2 protein-coding genes and 1 rRNA gene are annotated in these 1602 nt (G+C 30.2%); 1 reads left to right on the top strand and 2 read right to left on the bottom strand.

From position 1 onward, the window contains the following. The first annotated feature begins 321 nt into the window (after positions 1-321). Complete coding sequence (locus B5F09_RS15495; protein ID WP_394335306.1) at positions 322-618, top strand: hypothetical protein; 297 nt, start codon at positions 322-324, stop codon at positions 616-618. 325 nt (positions 619-943) lie between these two features. Here B5F09_RS15495 and B5F09_RS14480 read toward each other — a convergent pair whose 3' ends face one another. Together B5F09_RS14480 and rrf are read right to left on the bottom strand one after the other, a co-directional pair. Next, complete coding sequence (locus B5F09_RS14480) at positions 944-1252, bottom strand: PTS lactose/cellobiose transporter subunit IIA (protein ID WP_087303547.1); 309 nt, start codon at positions 1250-1252, stop codon at positions 944-946. Between the two features lie 254 nt (positions 1253-1506). Continuing rightward, positions 1507-1602 (bottom strand): 5S ribosomal RNA (gene rrf, locus B5F09_RS14475); the annotation flags it as partial.

Below are 1602 nucleotides of genomic sequence, written 5' to 3'. Positions count from 1 at the left end.
AACCTCGCTCCTTCTCTCGAGTGCCCTATTAATCTACCACATCCTCTCTCCTTTGTAAATACCTTTTTTTACTTTTTTTATCCCTTCCCGCTTTTTCTCCCTTTTTATCATCGTTTTTCCCTGTCATTTTTTATCTCTTTGTTTTTTTGATATAAATAATTTATCACAACAAATGCAACATAATATAAAAAAGACTCATAGAAATTACTGTGTTAAAATGTAAGTAACCAAACAAACAATTAATAGGAGGTAATATCTACGAGCTATAAACATCTTACCATAAACGAACGCTGTTGTATCTACCAATTTAAAAATTCTGGTATGACCATAAGAAATATCGCAAAAGCTCTGCATCGTTCACCAAGTACCAGATTTAGAGAAATCAATCGAAATAAAATTGAAACTAATAGTAAAGGAAGAGTTTACAAATACTATCCTATCAAAGCACAGGAATTATATGAGTCAAGAAAGAATGCCATCGTAAGACGATCCATGATACGAATATCTTTAACTATATTGAAGAAAAAACAAGATTACACTGGTCCCCTGAACAGATTACAAACAGAAAGAAGAAATTTCGATATGTTCGACTTCTACAATTTATCGAATGATTCATAGAAAGCAAATGAAAATTACTATGGAACATTTAAGATGAAAAGATTATTTTAAACGTCCGTCAGAAAGGAACAAATGAAAATACAAATGGATTGCTTAAAGAATTTTATCCAAAAGGAATGGATTTATCAAAAGTAGAGAAAGATGAATTAATCTACAATTTAACACTGATGAACAATCGACCAAGAAAATGTATTCAATATAAAACACCCAAAGAAGTCATGTTTGGTATATAACTTACATTAGGTGTAGCATTTAATTTGCCGAATTTCCTATACAAAAAAATACTGCTCCTAGAAGAGACAGTATCTTTAATTTTGGTAATTAATTATCCAATTTTTTTATAAACATCAATAAATTCTTGAGCTAAATCAATTACAACTAAAGCAGTCATTAAATGATCTTGTGCATGTACCATTAATAAGTTTAATGGAGCTTTTTCTCCTCTGATTTCAGCTTGAATTAATTCAGTTTGAGAATGATGTGCTTCATTTACTGTTTCTTTAGCTTGTTGTAAAGATTCATCAGCTTTAGCTAAATCTCCAGCTTTAGCATATTGAATAGCTTCGATAGCAGAGCTACGTGCACTACCACTGTTTACAATAAGATTAATTACAACTTGTTCTTGTTCATCCATTTTGATATCTCCTTACTACAATGAAATTTTCAGATCTCTATCTGCTTTCTATATTATACTAAAGTATAGCTATCATTTCAAGCGGTTTCAGGGATTTTCAAAATTTATAAACTGACATTTTATTCTTTGTTTTTTTAAAATTTATATAATTTTTCATAATTTTTTTATCTATATTTTATAAGTAAATAAATATAAAAACACCTAAAAAAACCGAATCAGGAAGGATCCGGTAAACAAAAACAAAAAAAAAGAAGAACCGGCAGCTAGCTATTGTTGCACGTAAGTACTATCGTCGCCGTTATGATGCTTAACTTCTGTGTTCGGAATGGGTACAGGTGTGTCCATCATGC

This window comes from Erysipelatoclostridium sp. An173 (assembly GCF_002160495.1).
GTDB lineage: Bacteria > Bacillota_I > Bacilli_A > Erysipelotrichales > Coprobacillaceae > Thomasclavelia > Thomasclavelia merdavium.
This window is presented reverse-complemented; position numbering and strand designations above follow the sequence as displayed.